The sequence below is a fragment of the Methylobacter psychrophilus genome (genome assembly GCF_025583945.1).
Lineage (GTDB): Bacteria > Pseudomonadota > Gammaproteobacteria > Methylococcales > Methylomonadaceae > Methylobacter_C > Methylobacter_C psychrophilus.
The window spans coordinates 13,248-32,299 of the sequence record NZ_JAOEGU010000027.1 but is presented as its reverse complement, the minus strand read 5'-3'; the positions used below and the strand labels follow the sequence as shown (position 1 = coordinate 32,299).

Genomic DNA, 19,052 nt, shown 5'->3' with positions numbered 1-19,052 from the left:
TCCCCGAACGACAATAATTTGCTTTAAATTACACCAATATGTCGTTGTTTTTATAAATCCTTTGCAATTTTTTAAAGTTTTAAGAAACATACTCTAAATTTACCGACCGGGCAAGCCCTTGTGGTTTTAAAGTAATAATTATATCCGGTTGTGGCAAAAAACCTTTGCCGTTATCTGGCCATTCAATAAAACAGACACTATCCTGATCAAAATAATCTCTTATACCTATCCATTCAAGTTCTTCAGGATCAACGACCCGGTATAAATCAAAATGAAATATTTTACGGCCATCGACCACGTACTCTTCGACTAACGTGTAAGTTGGGCTTTTAACTGTACCATTATAGCCAGCCGCCCGAAGAAAACCTCTGGCTAATGTTGTTTTTCCTGCACCCAAGTCGCCCTGTAAAAAAATCAGACATTTTGACGGCACCGACTTAAACAATTCGGCACCCAATTGCTCGGTTGCTTCCGTGCTATCCAAATAGCGCTGCATTACACAATCCTTCTGAGATAAGGCATTAAATCACTGGCTAACAAACCTCTTTCACCGTCCTTTTCTGCGGCTAAATCAGCGGCCAGTCCATGATGATAAACGCCTTGTTGTGCTGCATTTTTCAAGGACAGGCCTTGCGCAAGCAAACCGGCGATCACACCGGCAAGTACATCGCCCATACCTCCTGAAGCCATACCCGGATTTCCTGTCGTAGAAACTGCACAATCATTTTCAGAGGCAATTAGTGTACCGGCACCTTTAAGAATCGCAATACCGTCATATTTGGCCTGAATAGCTGAAACAGAGGCAAACCGGTCTTGTTGAATTTCCGCCGTAGAACAACTTAATAAACGGGCAGCTTCACCAGGATGAGGGGTTAAAATCCAGTCAGAATTTTTTACTGGCAAACGAGCCAATAAATTTAAACCGTCAGCATCAATGATCAATAATTTTTGCGCTTTTATCGTTGCCGTAAACAGCTCTTTTGCCCAATCACTTTGCCCCAAACCTGGGCCTATTACAATAACACTGGCCTTTTCCAATAAACCGACAAGCTGCTTTGCATTCTCTACGCCATGACACATTAATTCAGGCCGACCTAAATTCATTAACCCGGCATGCTCTATCCGTGTTGCTATACTAACCAATCCGGCACCCACTCTTAAAGCCGCTTCACCAGCCAGTCTCGCAGCACCGGAATAACCCAAATCACCACCGACTACCAGCACATGCCCATAATGACCTTTATGTGAACAACGATCGCGACGCGGTAACGGCATTTTAACAACACGAACCGCAGACGCGGCAACCTCTTGAAGGACAGATATCGGCACGGCCAATGAAGCATAAGAAATTTCACCGCAATAGTCAGCCGCTTGCCCGGTAAATAAACCTTGTTTTAACGCAATAAAAGTAACGGTACAATTCGCTTTTACAGCACACCCCAGGACATTACCGGTATCAGCGTTCAAACCAGACGGACTGTCCACTGCAACAACATGGGCAGGCGCTTGATTGATGACCTGAACAGCCACGGCATAAAGCCCCGTTACCGGCCGATCCAGTCCGGTTCCCAACAAGGCATCAACAATCACGTCTTCATCAATCAGCTCATCACCCTGAAAGGGAATAATGACTCCCTTTGCTTCGCTATAATTCTGGTAAGCTGTCAAGGCATCGCCTTTACTGTTTTCAGGGTTTGCAAGAGCATAAACACTCACTTTCAAGCCCGCTTCCAACGCCAGTTTGGCAACAATATAACCATCGCCAGCGTTATTCCCTGTACCACAAAAAACGGCTACAGATCTTGTGTTGGGCCATTTATTCCTGAAGCATTGAAAAACCTCATAACCCGCCCTACTCATTAATTCAAAACCGGAAATACCTCGATCTTGTATGGCAATTCGGTCAAGCTCTCTAACCTGAGCGGTACGATAGAGCGTGATGGGTAGTTTTTGCATAATAATTTTTCGGGTTTAATGCAAGTGGGAAAATAAGAATGACTGAATCAGTAAGTATAAAATTTTGTAATATAGATTTCCGGATAAATAATTTCGATGCCAACAGATAACATCGCTTCAAGGGATATTATCTGTATAAACTTACAACGATATGAATGGAAATTTAATTTCTGAAAGACTATAAGCGAACAATTACACTTTAAGATGCGTATAGCTAACTTCGGGTTTGCCTTCAGACTCAACAAGTTCGCCAATAACAAAAACCGTTTCGCCCAAAGCTTCCAAAACCTCAATAGTCATTTTTTCATCTTCTGCAGCAACACACACTATCATGCCAATACCGCAATTGAAGGTTGTCAGCATATTTGGCTGAGATACGTTGCCCTGCTTCTGTAGCCACAAGAAAATATCAGGAAACATCCAGGAAGATAAATCAATGCTGGCATTAAGTCCTTCAGGCAGTACACGAGGTAAATTTTCGGTTAAACCACCACCAGTGATATGGGCAAAAGCATGTACCGGTACTTTGTCCAATAATGATAATAACGATTTGACGTAAATCCGGGTCGGTTCCAGTAAAGCTTCACCTAATGTTTTATCATTAAATACATCAGTGAGTGCCGAATTACTGTGAGCAATTATTTTTCTGATTAATGAGTAACCATTGGAATGTGGACCGGATGAGGCAATACCGATCAGCTTGTCACCGACACTTACTTTACTGCCGTCCAAAACTTTGCTTTTTTCCACAATACCAACGCAGAAACCAGCCAGATCATACTCTCCATCGGCATACATACCAGGCATTTCAGCAGTTTCACCGCCAACCAGCGCCGCGCCGGCCAACTCACAGCCTTTACCTATACCTTCTATTACTGATGCTGCCGTATCAACGTCCAATTTTCCCGTAGCAAAATAATCCAGAAAAAATAACGGTTCAGCACCTTGCACAATAATGTCATTGACGCACATGGCAACCAAATCAATACCTACCGTGTTATGGATGCCTAAATCTATAGCCAGCTTTAGCTTGGTACCTACGCCATCAGTTCCGGAAACCAGAATCGGGTTCTTATAACGATCCAATGGCAATTCAAACATTGAGCCGAATCCGCCCAATCCTGACATAACGCCTGCTGTGCGTGTTCTGGCAGCGATGGGCTTGATGCGCTCAACTAATTCATTGCCTGCCGCAATATCAACGCCAGCACTTTTATAATTCAAGCTTTCTTGGTTTTGTGCGCTCAATGTGATTGTCTCTTAAAAATTTAAACTGTGGATATTGTACAAGACATCGTCGTTTTTTGTGAATGATATGGAAGAAAGCTTGCCAGCGATTAACGATTAGTTGTAAGTTGTTACCGAAATTGTTAAATTTTATTAAAAAAATAATTAAAGTAGCTTTCCGTATTTGTCAGCTAATCTTTAAAAACACCACGTCTTGATTGAGGAGTCAATATGAAATTAACCAATCCATTTAAATCCACACTATTTATTGCTGTTATTTTATTTAATGGTGCAGCAAATGCTTACAGTCCTGAAGAATTGGACAAGGAATGTAAAAAACCACGCTTCACTGATTTTAATCTTACTGAATACAAAGCGCCTGATAATATTGAAGTCGCACCTGAGTCAGAGTTTATTATAAAAATATCACCTTGGACAAACCCCAGCACCATTAAGCTGATGGCAAAAAAACAACCCTTGGCTTTTACACTGGAAAGCAATACCAGCTTTCACAAAATAAAGGCAAAATTACCTGCCTCTCTGAATGGCAGTTATGTAAGGATTGATGTCAGTGCCAAGGCTGCTTTGGGTTGCGAAGACAAGGATGGCTGGCTGATCAAGATAGCCAAGTAACAACGCAGTACTACCTTGTAGTTGGCTTTAATTTTAAAATATTTCCGCTTAATCGCCGCATGGCATGGTGATGTAGTTATTCTGACCAGCAAATCGTGTGGGCCTCTGATTTAGTCAAGCCCACATTAGCTTTTAATGACAGATACCACTCTTCGGCTTTTCATCATCACAAATCTTACTCACCATTTCATATCCCCAAGATTTAATGCGCCTGTTCTTTTTCATCAGATTAACGCTCCCGTTGCCCGTACTGATATTTGAATTTACGCTTTAACAAACCGGCCGGGTCATCGGGGATTCTTTTCAGCCATTGTTCATTAGCTTGTTGTTCTTCATCCGAAGGCTGTGGGCTTACGGGTACTTGTTTGGGTGGTTCTTTGTCCTTGCCCTCGTCTTTTTTCTGCTCGGCTTGCTGAGCCTGCCCGGTATCCGGTTTTTTTTCTTCCGGTTTATTTTGTTGCTCTGGCTTTTCGTCAGATTTTTGTTCATCCGCTTGTTGCTGCTGAGATTTTTTGTCTTCAGTCTGTTCAGGCTTTTGCTCGGCTTGTTTCTGCTCTTCAGATTTTTCTGATTGATCATCCGCCTTTTTTTGCTCAGAATTCTCTTTCGACTGTTTGTCCTTATCGTCCTGCTTATCTTTTTTATCCTGCGGCGGCTGTTCTTGCTTTTGTTTTTCCAGGGCTTTTTCTACCAACTCTTTATTGTATTTGGCATCGGCGTCATCAGGGTTACGTTTTAAAGCTTTTTCATAGGCCTTTATGGCTTCTTCCAACTGACCTGATTGCGCAAGCGCATTACCTTGATTGTAGGCACTCAAAGCAGTCTGGTTGACTTTCAGACTGTCCAACGCCTTATCGTACTCACCGGCTTTGTAATGTGCTGCCGCTTTCCAGTCAGGATTTTCAAACAGTTTTGCCGCTTCCTCAAATTGGTTATTTTTATAAGCCTGTTGCGCCTGTTGATCTTTATTCTGCCATAGATCCTGCCATTCAAAGGCATAACTGTTTTTAGGCAACGGTAATAGCAGTAACAAGCCAATACATAACAGGCCTTTTCTAAAGCTCAAAGCAGCCAGCGGTAAAACCAGTAACAACAGCCAAGGTCCTTTATCTTCCCACTGATCCAGCAATAAATTTTTGTTCTCTTTGCCTTCCTGCTGTATTGGCTCGTCTATATTTGTCAAAAAGGCTTTGATATCGGCATCATTTGCAGTTATGGTTTGATAAATGCCCTTGCCTGCCTGAGCCAACTTTGCCAAATCACCAGCATTTAATTTGGGAATCACAATAGTACCTTGTTCATTTTTCAAAAAACCGCCCTCAGGCAACGCTATTGGTGCGCCCTCAGTGGTTCCTACGCCCAATATTGACAACCTGTAGTTATCAAGTGCTGTTACTGCATCCGCAACTTCATCACTATTAATACCGTCGGTTACCAACAATATCTGACCTTTTTGCAGGCCGGCCTGTTTGAATAACTCAACCGCTTTTTCCAGTACAATCCGGGTATTACTACCTTCACTGGGCATAATATCGGTAGTGAGTGCCGATAACTGGCTATCTATAGTTTGCGTATCATTGGTTAACGGTGTAACAGTAAAAGCATCACCGGCATAAACCAGCAAGGCCGTCTGGCCATCTTTGCGCTGCTTTAGAATATCGGCAATTTTGTAACGTGCCCGAATCAATCGACTGGGTTTAATATCTTCTGCATCCATGGAGCGCGATAAATCCAGCGCAATCACCAGCGCCGATTCATTTCGAAATACCGGTGACGGCAAGCGTTGCCAGGTTGGTCCAGCCAATGCGGTAATGACTAATAAGGCGGCAATAGCACCTGTTGTTAATGATCGATGGCTTTGGTTGACGGCTTTTTCCTGTAATAAATACGGCAATAATTCCGCATCGCACACCGCTGACCAGTTGCCTTGATTGAGTTTGTTTCTCAACATTAAAACAAGTATTACCACAAAAGGGATAATAGCCAACAACCAGTAAGGCCTGATAAAGTGAAATTCAGCCAGACTCATGACAACCTCACGCGGGATAAACAGATAAAAGCGGCCAGCGCCAGTGCCATTGATAATGGCCAATAATACAGTTCACTACGCGGCCTAAAGTATTGCTTATCTTTTTCAACGGGTTCAAGCTTGTCTAGTAACATATAGATATTATTTAGTTCATCAGTATTTCTGGCTCGAAAATAACGACCACCAGTACTCTCGGCAATCTTGACCAAGGTATTTTCATCCAGATCACGCGAGGGATTAACTTTGCGGTTACCAAAAAAACTGCGGACCATCATTTCATCGGCACCGATACCAATGGTATATATTTTTAATTGGCTTGCAGCAGCCAGTTCAGCAGCTTTTAAAGGCGAGACTTCGCCGGCGGTGTTGGCACCATCAGTCATCAAGATCAAGACCCGGCTATTGGCAGGCTGGTTTTTAAGACGCTTAACCGCCAAACCAATCGCATCACCTATAGCAGTATTGTCGCCAGCAAGACCAATAACGGATTCATTTAACAAAGTCAGTACGGTTTTTCTGTCAAATGTTAATGGCGTTTGCAGATAAGCTTGGGTACCAAACAGAATTAACCCTAATCTGTCTCCAATCCGCCTGTTAATAAAATCAACAGCGACCTCTTTGGTTGCCGTCAGTCGATCCACAGGTTCCTTGTTAATAATAAAATCCTGTTCTTGCATACTGGCAGATAAATCCACTGCCAACATTAAATCCCGACCACTGACTGCTTGTTCAATCGGCTCTCCCAACCATTGTGGACGAGCACACGCTATCACCAATAAAAACCAGGCGATTGCCGCCAATAATAATGGCCATTGTCGGGTTTGGGAAACAGCCCGTGTTTGACCTTCAGAAAAATCATCCATAAACGGGACTTTTAATGCCGCCTGTTCCATAGGAGTATTAGCCGGAAACAGCCAGCGAATTAATAAAGGCAAAGGTAAGGCCGTTAAGAGCCAGGGCCATTCAAAATGAATCATGATTTTTGTTTGCTTTTGGCTGGTAAGGTTTGAGCATTAAGCCAGTCTTCGCACAGACTGATTAATTGAGAAATTTCCGGTTCGGTAGGCGGGGTATTTCGATAAGGTGCAGTGGTTAACAACTGACCACAGCCGTCGCTAAAAGGCGCCCCTGTTACCGATTTATCAAGAAATACCAACCATTGACGCCCGGTTAAACTCGCCACCTCGGTTCTCGATGTAACGCTGATGGCAACACGGCGAAGCAGCATGGACAGTTCACGCAGTTTCTTGTCGTTATCCAGAACAGAATATTGCTTGATGGAAGCCAGTTGTTTTTTAGCCGTTTTAATCGCTGTTTTACGTGTCAGGCGTTTGTAAAGCCAATATAAAAACACGATAAATAGAGGCATCAAAACTGCCAGCAGCCACCAGCCAATTGCCGGAGGCCACCAGCCTATTGCTTCAGGAAGATGTATATCTTTAAGGGGGAGCTGATTGGTTGGCATTTGTTTATTTCAGTTTATTAAGTATTTATGCGTTTTATGCACAATTTAAAACCATGTAATATGGTGTAAATTACATCTTACTCAATTATGTCCGGGAATATTAACGAAATAAGCTGATTACCGTTTTTACGATAAACTTTAAAATCACTGTCCAACGTTAAAATTTGGCTTTGCGGATAAACTTCGGCCAGCCTGACCAGGCATCCATCCGCTAATGACATGGGAACATCGCTATATTTTTTCAATAATATGTTAAGTGGCTGTATTTCATTTTGTAAACTAAATGGCAATGATAAAACGCCTTTTTCCAACCATTGCAACAGTAAGTTAGATTGTTGATAGCGCCTGAGTAAAAAACAGGCTTCAGAAATTATTGCTTCACACGTTAGCAAAGGCGGCTGTATATTGGCAAATTGTTGGATAGCCCAACCATGGTAACTGTCGTTCTTATTAAGAATCGCAACCAACACACCGGTATCAACAATTACTTGTTGTTTCATTCACCGTAGCCTTTCATATATTCCGGATTTGACGATAAATCCTTGGGAGCATCGACAATAACACCCACTTCCGCCTGAATCATATCCAAACAAGATACATTGTTTTTATTTTCGGCCGTAACTGCCTGATTTTCATCTTCGCTTAAAACAATAATTTTTACTTTTTGTCCTTCATGCCAATGCCGATAGGCCTGCGGCAAATGAATAATACCTTCATTAATTTGAGCTTCAAATGCTATGGTTTGCATAAAGTTTCCTTTGTAGTTGCCAAGCTTTATTCGATTTTTTCATCATAGGAGGCTGTAAGGTCATTATCAATCCTGAATTAAGAACGAATCTCTTACTTAAAATTATCTTAAAGATTGTATCGGGTCTTCGGTAGTACTGCATTGAATGACGGCAATACTTCTTCTTTTAGCCAGTAATTCCAAGCGTTGCAAGCGTTGGGCAAAGCGCTGTTGATAACTTGACAGCCGCTCCTGATCACTGGTGTCAATAACCACATCGCGCGTATCATCAGTAAAACGATAGCGACCTTTAACGGGCAAACTGCTTTCCAGTGGATCATAGACAAAAATCAACACCACTTCACAATGTCGGGACAGCTTTGCTATATGCGTTTCGGCCTGTTCATTAATACCACGAAAATCACTGATAATATAAACCAGACTGCCGGGGCGTGCATGTTGCGTTAATCTGGCCAAGACCTGTTCCAGGGTAATGATAGGAATAACTTCCGTTGACAACTGGCTGACCCGCCCTTTGGAATCCCCTCTGGAAACAATCGCATTTAAAAAACGTAACACCGCATGCCGGCCATTTTGCGGCTTTAACTCACGGCATTCCTGTTCATAAAATAGCTGTCCGCCTATCCGGTCACCATGATGCTCGGCTGTCCACGCCAACAAGCCGGCCAATTTTGCCGCCAATACCGATTTAAAAACGCCGCGTGTAGCAAAGTGCATGGTGCGACGGTTATCTACAGAAATAAATACCGGCCTTTCACGTTCTTCCCTAAACACCTTGGTATGCGTTTTTCCGGTACGCGCAGTCACTCGCCAGTCAATACTACGAATATCATCGCCTGGTTGATATAAACGGGCCTCGTCAAACTCCATGCCGCGACCTTTAAAGCGGGACATATAACCACCGCTTTGCCCGGAACGTTTCTGGCTATGCTGCAACGTTAAACCGCCGGCAGGTCTTGCCAAATCAATCAGCGTCTTCAAAGTGACAGAAACCCGTTCGTCAGCAGCAATCTCCTGTTTATTAAAAAGCATCAAGGTACAGCAATCCTGGAAATCAGTTCTTTAATAAAATGATCCGTAGTAATACCTTCGGCTTCGGCTTCATAAGACAAAATCAGGCGATGCCGCAACACGTCAAAGGCAATATCCTGAATATCTTCAGGCCCGACAAAATCCCGTTGTGATAACCAGGCCTTGGCTCTGGAACAGCGATCCAAAGCAATACTGGCTCTGGGACTGGCACCATATTGTAGCCATGATGCCAGGTCTTTTCCGTAAGCCCCGGGATTACGGGTTGCCAGTATGATTTGCAGTAAATAATCTTCAAGGCTTTCCGCCATGTAAATATCCAGCACTTCATTACGTGCCTCAAACAAGGTACTTTGGCTTATCGGCTCAAATTTCTCAGTACTTTTCGATGAATCTGAACGGGCTTCTGATCTGGCCAGATGCAAAATGCTTTTTTCATGTTCAGCCTTCGGGTAATCAACTTTTACATGCAATAAAAAACGATCCAGTTGCGCTTCAGGTAAGGGATAAGTACCTTCCTGTTCGATAGGATTTTGCGTTGCCATCACCATAAATAATTGTGGTAAGGGATAAGTTGCCTGACCAACGGTTATTTGCCGCTCGGCCATGGCTTCCAATAACGCCGCCTGTACTTTTGCCGGTGAGCGGTTAATTTCATCAGCCAGTATCAGATTATGAAACAACGGGCCTTTTTGAAATTCAAAAGTACCTTGCTGGGGTCGATAAATTTCAGTTCCGGTTAAATCAGCAGGTAATAAATCGGGAGTAAATTGAACCCGATGAAAATCGCCGCGAATACCTTTACTCAAAACATTGATTGCTCTGGTTTTAGCCAGTCCCGGCGCGCCTTCAACCAGAATATGACCATCGGCTAATAAGCCAATGAGCATCCTTTCAACAAGCACATCCTGACCAATAATTTCTTGATTAATATAATTTTTTAACTTGATTAACGAGGCTTGAGTAGTGTCTTTAGTCATTTTTGTTTTGCTGTTATGTTCTGACATGATAATAGTTATTTGTTAATCCATAGTACAAAAGCGTTATACCTTAAATATTTTACCCCGCTTACCGAAAAGCCAGCTTAAAAAGACTCCCGGCTGCTTACGCAATCTCATAAACCATTTATTATTAAGTATTCACTTCCTACCTTTAAAAAAGATGAGGGACCGAATAATTACCATCTTTTACTAAAATGCTCCCTATTCTAACCGGATATAAGTCGTAACTTGTCATTAATTAAGAAGTCAATTCTCAAAAAACCGTAAAATATTATCACCACGAAGATACAAAGCTTCTTCTTGTCTTCGTGGTTAATCAACTTTAATTTAAAGCCTGGATCATAATAACTGTAATCTTTAATCATTCCAAAATCCGACACTATAAAACCCAATCTGTCCCTCGACTAACTTATATTGTAGGCAATAAAACATGCTGAGCTAAGCATCCAGTACCTAAAACCGCAACCACATTGGTCATTAGTAAGCATTCGGCAAGTATTTTGCCAGTGTCCGATAAAATGCATCTCACCACCAGTCGTACGGCAATGGTTCCATCAGGAACTACTGATTTTTTCTATTGCTTCTGAATTGGTTTTACATCGCGCGTTATCTAGTATTTATCCAATTTACTGCCATGTTTTAGTAATTCAAGCATAACCAATCATGTATGCATAAGGCATGGTTATTACAATGCCTAGCAATGACTTCATGGGCCGAAAGTAATAAAGGCTCATGCAGTTTCGTCAAGGTTACACCGGAATTTTTATAAAAACGCCACGCCGACTGGGTAATGGCAAAACCGCTAATTTTATTGGACAATGCCCGTAAGCCCTTACTCAAAGTATCGGTGGCGTTGGAATGCCCGATTACCAACTATTGATAACGCTTTACCAGATACGGATCGATGTCTATTAGCTTTTTATACAGATGATATCTGTTACTACTTTTTGCAGCTTTAAGTTGTGTATAAACCTATGCCCTTGAAGGAATGTTGTCTGCATGATCTTACAGCGACGTGTATTGGAAATTTAATTTCTGAAAATCTAAATATTAATTTCTGGTGAGAAAAATCTGCCTACGTTGCCGATTAATGCAGTCTGGTAGGGTGAACATGCTTTTTGTGCCTACCCGAAATTAAAGCAATCGCACCAAAATGGCGTGTAAAAAAGCGTTACCCACCCTATATTTTATACGCTGCTTAAGGGTCGTTAGTCGACGCCCTATGCAGCCTATGGTAATATTGACCGATTTTAGTTTGGCTTGGTAACAATGCAATTAATCGAAAGAGGTCGTCAGCTCCGGATTGGTAATCCGAGCTACTACGATAAACAAGTTGCCTGCGAGGTAACTTCCTCAACACGAAAATCAGCACCATTACTTGCCATTCCTGGTTAACCTCCCTACATAGACATTAAATATAACGATGACTTTTTTCTCTCCCCAAACAAATCGTTCTGCCGGTAATGACGACATATCCTCTATCAAGCAAAGTCGCTGGATTCTGGTTTTTATCTTTATTATCAGTATCTATATGTTGTTCGGTCGCTTGGGAGGATGGCCATTATTATCACCTGATGAAGGGCGTAATGCAGAAGTAGCCAGGGAAATGAGTCAATCCGGTTCCTGGCTGGTCCCTACCTATGACGGATTGGCTTATCTGGATAAGCCAGCCTTTTATTTCAAAACTATTGCCTTATCTTTTTCACTGTTTGGAGAATCGGAAGCCGTTGCCAGACTTTCTTCCGCTTTCTTTGGTTTTTCACTGGTCGTAGCAGTATTTCTGTTTTGCCGGAAAATGTATGACCTGCGCACCGCCATGCTGGCCATGCTAATCATAACCACGACACCGCTTTACATTGCGTTTTCAAGATTTGTTATTTTCGACATGTCGCTGGCATTTTTTGTTAGCTGCACCATTTTTGCCTGTTTTCTGGCCGAGGAGTACGAAGAAAAACAGCGTGTTCGTTGGTATCTGATAGGTGCCTTATGTGCGGGGATTGCCACGCTGATTAAAGGCCCGGTAGGATTTATTATCCCGACGCTGGTCATTGCCATCTTTAATGGCTTTGAAGGAAGATTGAGTGCCATGAAGCGTGCTTTTACGCTCCGCAATTGGGCAGTTTTTTTGGCCATTGTGCTGCCATGGTTCATCGGTCTGTCGATTCTGCGCCCTGACTTTCCTTATTACGGGATTATGAGAGAATCCATTGCCCGCTTTACTACGACTGAATTTCATCGGACGGCTCCTTTTTATTACTATGCACCCATTATTTTAGGTACTTTTTTTGCCTGGAGCTTCCTGCTACCCGAGTCTATCGTTGTTGCCTGGAAAAAAAGGAAAAGCTGGTCTCGCGCTGATCGCCTGTTTATTGTCTGGGCCGTTGTTGTCGTCGTATTTTTCTCTATTTCACAATCAAAATTACCCGGCTATATTCTCACGGCAGTAGTGGCTCTTGGCGTCCTGACCGCACGTGTTTTTGGCAAGGCAATGAACGACACAACAGGACAGGCAGCACGCGTTGTTTGGCATGGAACCATGCCGTTACTACTATTTAGCGCCCTGGCAGCTTTATTATTGGGCGCTATTGCTTTTGATCCCGAGCTACTTAAAAGCAGACTCACGTCCAAACAGGAACTCTTTGATCCTTTTATACCTGCGATTCTACCCTTGGCACTATCCTTTGCTTTCGTTGCCCTACTTTCGATATGTGCACTCTGGAGTCGAAACACGCGCGTTATATTTGCGGCATTTATCAGTTTTCCCCTGCTGTTGTTGACCATTAATTTTAATACGTTATCTATTTATGCGGAGACGCGCTCGGCACGTAGTCTGGCAGAAAAAATCTCGGCAACTCTGCCGCCGACCACCGAACTGGTTTGTATAGAATGCCTGCCCAATGGCCTACCATTTTATCTCAAACGCCTGGTGACGGTCCTAAGCCGTGACGGTAATGAACTGACCAGCAACTATGTCATATTCACGCTAAATTCTGACAAACCTTGGCCAGAAGGCATCGTACCGATAGCGCAAGCCCATGCCTGGCTTGCCACGCGCACTCACCCGGTCTATTTGCTTGCTGATAAAAACCAGTTGGCAGCGCTTAAAGCAATTGCGCTGAAGCGCGGCGTTGAAGTCATCAATCTTAATTCCAAATACTCGGCAGTTCTACTGCCCACGCCAACAGGGAACTAATATGTGCGGTATCTGTGGTTTAGTTATGCTGGAAGGGATCGTTGACGACGACGTCATCCCACAACAAGTTAACAAAATGATTGATGCATTGATGCATCGAGGCCCTGATGATACAGGGATTGACGGTGATCATTCGGCACTTTTCGGGATGACCCGACTGGCCATTCGTGGCTTAAGTGACGGCAAACAACCGATTATTGACCGTGACAGCGGGGTTATGATGGCCTGCAATGGCGAGATTGATAATCACCTTGAACTACGGGAATGGCTACTTGAGCGGGGCCGAACTGTTGAGCAAAGTACCGACGTTGCTGTCATTCCCGCGATGTACCTGGAACTGGGCGATGCCTTTGTAGAACGGCTCAAGGGAGCCTTTGCCATCGCTATCTGGGATCCGCGTACCAAAAAGCTGTTGCTTGCCCGCGATCGGGCTGGCGAACGCCCGCTGTTCTTCTCGATTAATGACGGAGTTATTGCTTTTGCCTCGCTGATAGCCGCACTGGTATCGCCAGGTAAACATGACTTTACTGTCAGTAATAATGCCGTCCACAGTTACTTACAAGCAGGTTTTTTTGTCGCTCCTGAAACGCCTTTTAAAAATATTCAAAAAGTGTTGCCGGGAGAAGTTCTTACCCTGGATACCAGCGGCATTCAACGCCGGCATTACTGGAGCTGGAACGCTGTTAACACAAGCAAAAAAACCGGTTCTTTGGACGCGTTCGACGATATTTTTCGGGAATCAGTGCGCAGGCAAAGCGAAGTTGATGTCGATTTTGGCCTGTTTTTAAGCGGTGGCCTCGATTCTTCTTTAATTACCGCCGTTACCCGAGCCATTCGTCCGGAAAAAACCTTGAAAGCCTATAGTCTTCGTTTTACTGAAGCATCCTATGACGAAGGACATTATGCCGAGCAAGTAGCGAATACGTTGGGTGTCGAGTTCGTACCCGTTTGGGTGCGCCCGGAAGATTTTCCGCCGACTATCGCCAAACTCGTTCGGCAAGTTGGCGAACCACTAGCCGATCCTGCTTGGGTTCCCAGTGCGCTTTTGGCCAGTCGTGCCGCGCAGGATGTCCGCGTAGCGCTGGTTGGCGAAGGTGCGGATGAACTTTTCGGCGGCTATCCAACCTACTTTGGCGCAAATCTTGCCGGCTATTATGCGCGGCTGCCCGGTTCAGTCAGGACACTGGTTAGACGTGTCGTAGAAGGCTGGCCCGCCAGTGACAAGAAAGTCACCATCCCCTTCCTGCTTAAACGCTTTATTCAGGGTGATGAGCTCAACTTTCTGGGTCGCCATATACTCTGGACGTCCTGTATTTCTCCAGCGATTTTAAATCGTCTTGGCGTAACACCACCGTTAATTACCAGACATGATTATTTATCAACAGAAATGCTGGACCGACTTCAACAGCACGACCTGGAAACTTCACTGGCGGAAGGGCTATTGACCAAGGCAGACCGTGCCAGCATGAAATCGGCATTGGAACTGCGAGCACCGTTTCTTGATAAGGAAGTCATGGAATTTGCCGCGACCCTACCGGAAAAAGAACGTATTAACCGGCTACAAACCAAAGTTTTTTTAAAACAATATGCGCTACGCTATCTGCCTGCGGATATCGTGCATCGTAAAAAACGCGGGCTTTCTGTGCCTTTAAGCAGTTGGTTGCGCGAACCGCTTTATGAATGGGCAAAATCAAAATTATCGTCGCCGCTGCTGGATCAGGTCGGTGTTAATCGTTACGTTGCAGTGGAGTTATTGCAAGAACATATGCAACGTAAAGCTGATCATGCCCGGGCGATCTGGACGCTGTGTGTTCTTAGCGAATGGCTGGAGTGGGTATCTGAAGTTGAGTCCGAGTCGACAAATATATAGAGTCCGAAGTTGATTAAGCGACATTACTTTCTGTAGGGCGTGCCATGCGCGCCTTTAAAGCTAAGGCACGCATGGCACGCCCTACGTAATTAATTTATGGCTCTATAGATACCCTCATTGATTAAGCGATATTATTTTCTGTAAGGTTTGTCACAATACCACCGTAGGAGCGGGCCATGCCCGCGATATTTGAGTTGTAATGCATGGTTTTAGCTTCTTCTTCATCGCGGGCATGGCCCGCTCCTACAAGACTTAACTTAAATTAATACATATTTTGTAGTCGAACAGTCTCCTAACTTAGGCTCGCATTTTTGCGTTGCCGCTGAGCCAGAATCCACTTCAATGACAGGGTCAATAAAAAGAAAGCGCAGGCAGCGATACCTAAATATTGTGCCAGATGCGATATATCAGCTTGTATGGCGCCAGCACCGATGAGTGTTGCCGTCACCCCCAAAGGAAGAAAGCCCAACGTGCTACCTATCCAAAAATCACAGTGACTAACGGAGCTCAGTCCTAACAAGATATCGTTATAAAGACCACTAATTGGCAATTGCCGCATAAATAATACCGAGCGCCATCCCCGGGCGTGAGTAGATTGCGACAATGCAATGATTTTTGGAAATTTTTGCTGAACAAACTCACGCCCACTCCAGCGGGTAAAAATAAAAGTGCCATAAGCCCCCAGCAATGTTCCAAAGTGGCTCCAAACAAATCCCCAGGCAAAGCCGAAGACCACTCCGGCCAGTGTACATAAAAGCAATCTGGGCATACCAACAGCGGTAAGCAACGCAGCTGCAAGGGTAAATATTGCCGGTCCGGCATAACCGGTTGTAGCCAACCATAATTTAATTTGCTGGCTCTGGTTTAACACCTCTTTTAGCGGCATGGAGTAGATTAAATAACTACAACCAATCACCACAACAAGCAGTAAACCCATCGCGATTTTTTTGGACAACGTACTGGTTGATGCAGTCACAACTCACCTGAAAAAATAATTAAAAAACATCTTGATAGCAGAGCCCATTAAATGGCGCTAGAGAAAAAACCGTTTCGGTAAACTACCACATCTATTCCATAGTGGTTCGATATAACTTCCTGAATCAGTATATTGGCTGGCAACTGAAGACCTGGCATACAGCCCAAGCGACTAACAAAGTCACATCCCATTGAAAAAACAGGCTTATTCTAACACACAAGCTTACAGCCGTTGCCATTACCGTGGAAGTAAATATTTGCTTAAAAGAAATAATTACCTACTCTTGGCATTGTTACGATAAACAAAAATGCAGCTTCTGCGGCTATAAAAACCGTATTCATTAACGCTTTAAAAAAACACCCTGCTCCGAAAAACCTCTAAATCAGCTCGTGTTTAATGCCACTGTTGCCATTAAACCGCATTGTCACAGAATCTTAAACAAACTTTCATTTTTTTGTCACAAAAGAGTTTTACTCTTTGACCTGATAGCCAAAAACAAATACCAATGAAAATCTACGATTTTCATTACTGCAATAGCTCGATAGTGACTTTTGCAGAACTATTCTTTATCAGAGGATAAAAAAATGAAACTGCTCTATTCAATCCATAAATACGACGTTTTCATGTTCACCTGGTTAATTAATACCAGAGCGCACACTGCCTTAACGCAAACCAGCCGATACCTGTCAAAAACCGGCGATGGCTCGTTATATTTATTAATCGCAGGATTTTTGTTTTGTTATGAAGGTATAGAAAGTCCGCTTCTACACGCGGTTTTACTGGCATTTTTAATAGAAAGACCGGTTTACTTTATATTAAAAAACGGCTTGAAACGTAACCGTCCTGAAGCAGCGTTACAAAATTTTCACAGCATTATTACTCCATCAGATCAATTCAGTTTTCCATCCGGCCATACATCAGCCGCTTTCATGATGGCAACCTTACTTGGGTATTATTTCCCGGCTTTATTAATCCCGCTTTATTGCTGGGCAACAGCGGTCGGCTGTTCTCGAGTAGTACTGGGCGTACATTTTCCGACCGATATTTTGGTTGGGCTTCTTTTGGGTATCAGCGTAGCACTTTTTAGTTTGGGACAAATATGAAAATTTTTTATGGCGTACAAGGAACAGGAAACGGCCACATCACACGCGCAAGAGTTATGGCAAAAGAACTCTATGCCGCCGGGATTGACGTTACCTTTCAATTTACCGGCCGCCCGGCCGATAAATATTTTGATATGGATATTTTTAATGGTTACCAAGTGCGTAGCGGTTTAACCTTTAATACCGATAAGGGACAGGTTAATTATCTAAAAACAGCTTTCGAAGCCAAACCCGTCACCTTTATAAAAGATGTAAAAGCATTGGATTTAAGCGGTTATGATCTGGTTATCAGCGACTTTGAACCGGTTACCGCATGGGCTGCAAAAAACCAAAAAAAGCCGGTTTTAGGCATTGGTCATCAATACGCATTTAACCATAAGATTCCCAGAGCCGGATCTGATCCTATCGCCAATCAAGTCATGAAATATTTTGCGCCTGCCGATACTGGCGTCGGCTTACACTGGCATCATTTTGGTCAGCCCATTTTGCCGCCCATTATTGACACGCCAGAAACTCCCAAAAATATTATCAATAATAAAATTGTTGTCTATCTTCCTTTTGAAGACCAACAGAAAGTTATCAAACTGTTGGCACCCTTTGAAAATTTTGAGTTTCATCTCTACTCACCTGAACTGGCCCATTCAAAATTTGACCATATTATTTGCAACCCACTCTCACGCGAGGGATTTCAGAAAGATGTGTATGATTGTTCAGGTATTATTAGCAACGCCGGATTTGAACTGGCCAGTGAAGCACTGCAGTTAGGCAAAAAAATTCTGGCCAAACCGTTACATGCACAAATGGAACAAATATCCAATGCGGCAGCTTTAAAGCAACTGGGTTATGGTCAAACCATGCATGATATGGATATTTCAGTTATTGAACAATGGCTGCACGACAGCCACGCCATCCGCATCACTTACCCCAATATCGCTAAAGTATTGGTTAACTGGATACAGAACGATATGCCCGAAATGGAGCCTGATTTTATTGAGGATATTTGGAGTACTGTTGAAGTCCAGCACATTAATAACTAGCCGGTTTTAGTATTATTGTCGCGATAGATTTTTTTGATCAGATTACCGCTTAACCCTATGTCCCTCACTTTTAACAGGTGTTTGCCAAAAAGGACTTCCGTCCCTTTGATAACGTATGGCATCCTTGTCAAGCTCCTGACGAGCTGCCCCTGTTAAAAGCGTTGACACTCGACGCAGGAAAAGGAATTACGATAAACCACTGCGTAACATTAGTTTAAATAAATAGCCCCATTTTCTCAAAAATCCTTGCACTCACATTCGGCCATAATAAATTTTTAAGTCGCCATGAACTGTTCACTTTTCTTCGCTACGATATTGTATTTACTCTATATCCGTTTATCGTATGGCCTTTCAGAAATTAAGTTTCCATTACATTAAATTTTGAGCCCGTACGGATAACATCCCTTGAAGGAATGGTATCCGTTAGCATCGAAATTATTTATCTGAAAGTCTATAGCTTGGTTACTCTTTGAATTAAACAACTTATCTGTAGAAACAGCAATCAGCCAATTTAAAGACATCTGCTTTCTAAATTTAGGCGCAGAATCGAAAGCCGATTGTACACCGCACCTAACTCTGATATTTTTCTTATTGCTTTTTTTCTTTAATGTGTTTATTGCATGCATGGGCAAAAATTTAAGCAGGATATTCAACATCCTTTATAATTATGCATGATTAACTTAAGTGGCGGTTTGGCCAAAATGATTTTTGCTGATATTCATCGATAAATAAATAATTGAATGAATGAATGAATGATACCCTTTTTCCAAAGTCCGAAATTGAAT

16 protein-coding genes are annotated in these 19,052 nt (G+C 43.1%); 5 read left to right on the top strand and 11 right to left on the bottom strand.

The window, feature by feature from the left end; all coding sequences use genetic code 11:
* Positions 1 to 79: 79 nt before the first annotated feature.
* From tsaE to purM, 3 genes are all read right to left on the bottom strand, one after another.
* Positions 80 to 496: a tRNA (adenosine(37)-N6)-threonylcarbamoyltransferase complex ATPase subunit type 1 TsaE gene (tsaE, locus tag N7974_RS13045; protein ID WP_262966042.1), complete on the bottom strand. Its 417-nt coding sequence runs from the start codon at positions 494 to 496 to the stop codon at positions 80 to 82.
* Entirely contained in the window at positions 496 to 1,956 is a 1,461-nt protein-coding gene (locus N7974_RS13040) for an NAD(P)H-hydrate dehydratase (protein ID WP_262966041.1), read from the bottom strand. Before N7974_RS13040 ends, tsaE begins: the two co-directional genes overlap by 1 nt.
* 192 nt (positions 1,957 to 2,148) lie before the next feature.
* Positions 2,149 to 3,204 carry a phosphoribosylformylglycinamidine cyclo-ligase gene (gene purM, locus N7974_RS13035; protein ID WP_262966040.1) on the bottom strand — a complete coding sequence of 352 codons (1,056 nt, stop codon included), beginning with the start codon at positions 3,202 to 3,204 and terminating at the stop codon, positions 2,149 to 2,151.
* A gap of 210 nt (positions 3,205 to 3,414) precedes the next feature.
* Between purM and N7974_RS13030 the strand changes: the two genes are divergently transcribed.
* Positions 3,415 to 3,816, top strand: coding sequence for a hypothetical protein (locus N7974_RS13030; protein ID WP_262966039.1), 402 nt, complete (start codon positions 3,415 to 3,417; stop codon positions 3,814 to 3,816).
* A 229-nt stretch (positions 3,817 to 4,045) separates the two neighbouring features.
* Here the strand turns inward: N7974_RS13030 and N7974_RS13025 are convergent, their stop codons facing one another.
* From N7974_RS13025 to N7974_RS12995, 7 genes are all read right to left on the bottom strand, one after another.
* Complete coding sequence (locus N7974_RS13025; RefSeq protein WP_317451606.1) at positions 4,046 to 5,908, bottom strand: VWA domain-containing protein; 1,863 nt, start codon at positions 5,906 to 5,908, stop codon at positions 4,046 to 4,048.
* Positions 5,842 to 6,822, bottom strand: a complete 981-nt coding sequence (locus tag N7974_RS13020; RefSeq protein WP_262966038.1) for a vWA domain-containing protein — start codon at positions 6,820 to 6,822, stop codon at positions 5,842 to 5,844. Before N7974_RS13020 ends, N7974_RS13025 begins: the two co-directional genes overlap by 67 nt.
* On the bottom strand, positions 6,819 to 7,310 hold the full coding sequence (locus tag N7974_RS13015; RefSeq protein WP_262966037.1) for a DUF4381 domain-containing protein: 492 nt from the start codon (positions 7,308 to 7,310) through the stop codon (positions 6,819 to 6,821). The genes N7974_RS13020 and N7974_RS13015 overlap by 4 nt, the downstream gene beginning before the upstream one ends.
* 77 nt (positions 7,311 to 7,387) lie before the next feature.
* Complete coding sequence (locus tag N7974_RS13010; protein ID WP_262966036.1) at positions 7,388 to 7,810, bottom strand: type II toxin-antitoxin system VapC family toxin; 423 nt, start codon at positions 7,808 to 7,810, stop codon at positions 7,388 to 7,390.
* Positions 7,807 to 8,058: a hypothetical protein gene (locus N7974_RS13005; RefSeq protein WP_262966035.1), complete on the bottom strand. Its 252-nt coding sequence runs from the start codon at positions 8,056 to 8,058 to the stop codon at positions 7,807 to 7,809. Before N7974_RS13005 ends, N7974_RS13010 begins: the two co-directional genes overlap by 4 nt.
* A gap of 102 nt (positions 8,059 to 8,160) precedes the next feature.
* Positions 8,161 to 9,090: a DUF58 domain-containing protein gene (locus N7974_RS13000; protein ID WP_262966034.1), complete on the bottom strand. Its 930-nt coding sequence runs from the start codon at positions 9,088 to 9,090 to the stop codon at positions 8,161 to 8,163.
* A complete protein-coding gene (locus N7974_RS12995; protein WP_262966033.1) occupies positions 9,090 to 10,067 on the bottom strand; it encodes an AAA family ATPase in 978 nt (325 codons plus the stop codon). The genes N7974_RS13000 and N7974_RS12995 overlap by 1 nt, the downstream gene beginning before the upstream one ends.
* A 1,444-nt stretch (positions 10,068 to 11,511) precedes the next feature.
* Here N7974_RS12995 and N7974_RS12990 point away from each other — a divergent pair.
* Positions 11,512 to 13,281, top strand: coding sequence for an ArnT family glycosyltransferase (locus tag N7974_RS12990; RefSeq protein ID WP_262966032.1), 1,770 nt, complete (start codon positions 11,512 to 11,514; stop codon positions 13,279 to 13,281).
* 1 nt (position 13,282) lies between these two features.
* Positions 13,283 to 15,151 (top strand): asparagine synthase (glutamine-hydrolyzing), encoded by a 1,869-nt coding sequence (gene asnB, locus N7974_RS12985; RefSeq protein WP_262966031.1) that lies wholly within the window; start codon positions 13,283 to 13,285, stop codon positions 15,149 to 15,151.
* 292 nt (positions 15,152 to 15,443) lie between these two features.
* Here asnB and N7974_RS12980 read toward each other — a convergent pair whose 3' ends face one another.
* Positions 15,444 to 16,127 (bottom strand): TVP38/TMEM64 family protein, encoded by a 684-nt coding sequence (locus N7974_RS12980; RefSeq protein WP_262966030.1) that lies wholly within the window; start codon positions 16,125 to 16,127, stop codon positions 15,444 to 15,446.
* A 584-nt stretch (positions 16,128 to 16,711) separates the two neighbouring features.
* Here N7974_RS12980 and N7974_RS12975 point away from each other — a divergent pair.
* Positions 16,712 to 17,230, top strand: coding sequence for a phosphatase PAP2 family protein (locus tag N7974_RS12975; RefSeq protein ID WP_262966029.1), 519 nt, complete (start codon positions 16,712 to 16,714; stop codon positions 17,228 to 17,230).
* On the top strand, positions 17,227 to 18,267 hold the full coding sequence (locus tag N7974_RS12970; RefSeq protein ID WP_262966028.1) for an MJ1255/VC2487 family glycosyltransferase: 1,041 nt from the start codon (positions 17,227 to 17,229) through the stop codon (positions 18,265 to 18,267). The genes N7974_RS12975 and N7974_RS12970 overlap by 4 nt, the downstream gene beginning before the upstream one ends.
* The last annotated feature ends 785 nt before the right edge of the window (positions 18,268 to 19,052 follow it).